The following is a 399-nucleotide window of genomic DNA, read 5'->3' as shown; positions in this document are numbered from 1 at the left end:
CAGTGGACGCGCCCGCAGCAGCAATATCGATGGCGAAAGACGACCCTCAACTCGCCATCGACATAGGAATTGTGCTGACGTCTCGATCGAATTACGACGACGCAAATTCGGCTTTCGTCGTGGCAAAAACCCACGACCTGACGGATGGACAGGCCGAACAAATTCGCAGCACAAAGTTCGAAATTGGGCTTGCGGTTGGTGACTTCGCAATGGCCAAGGCAAACCTCCCTGGGCTATCGGAAAATGATACCAGCGTGTCGCAACTCATCGACGCGGAACTGCAGGCCGGGCACCTGGACGACGCGGTGAAGATAGTCACCGAGCTGGCCGACAACGACTACGCACGGTTCCTAAAAGCGCGTTGGTGTTGGCAAATAGCCATGTCGATGGTGAAGACGC

The 399-nt window shown here is 55.9% G+C and carries 1 protein-coding gene; it reads left to right on the top strand.

The features are described 5' to 3' along the window. Nucleotides 1–29: 29 nt before the first annotated feature. Nucleotides 30–399: hypothetical protein (locus EOA29_RS40655; protein ID WP_145970210.1), on the top strand; the 370-nt coding region annotated here is incomplete at its 3' end.

Origin of the sequence: Mesorhizobium sp. M1E.F.Ca.ET.063.01.1.1 (assembly GCF_003998155.1) — a bacterium.
Classification (GTDB): domain Bacteria; phylum Pseudomonadota; class Alphaproteobacteria; order Rhizobiales; family Rhizobiaceae; genus Mesorhizobium.
This window is presented reverse-complemented; position numbering and strand designations above follow the sequence as displayed.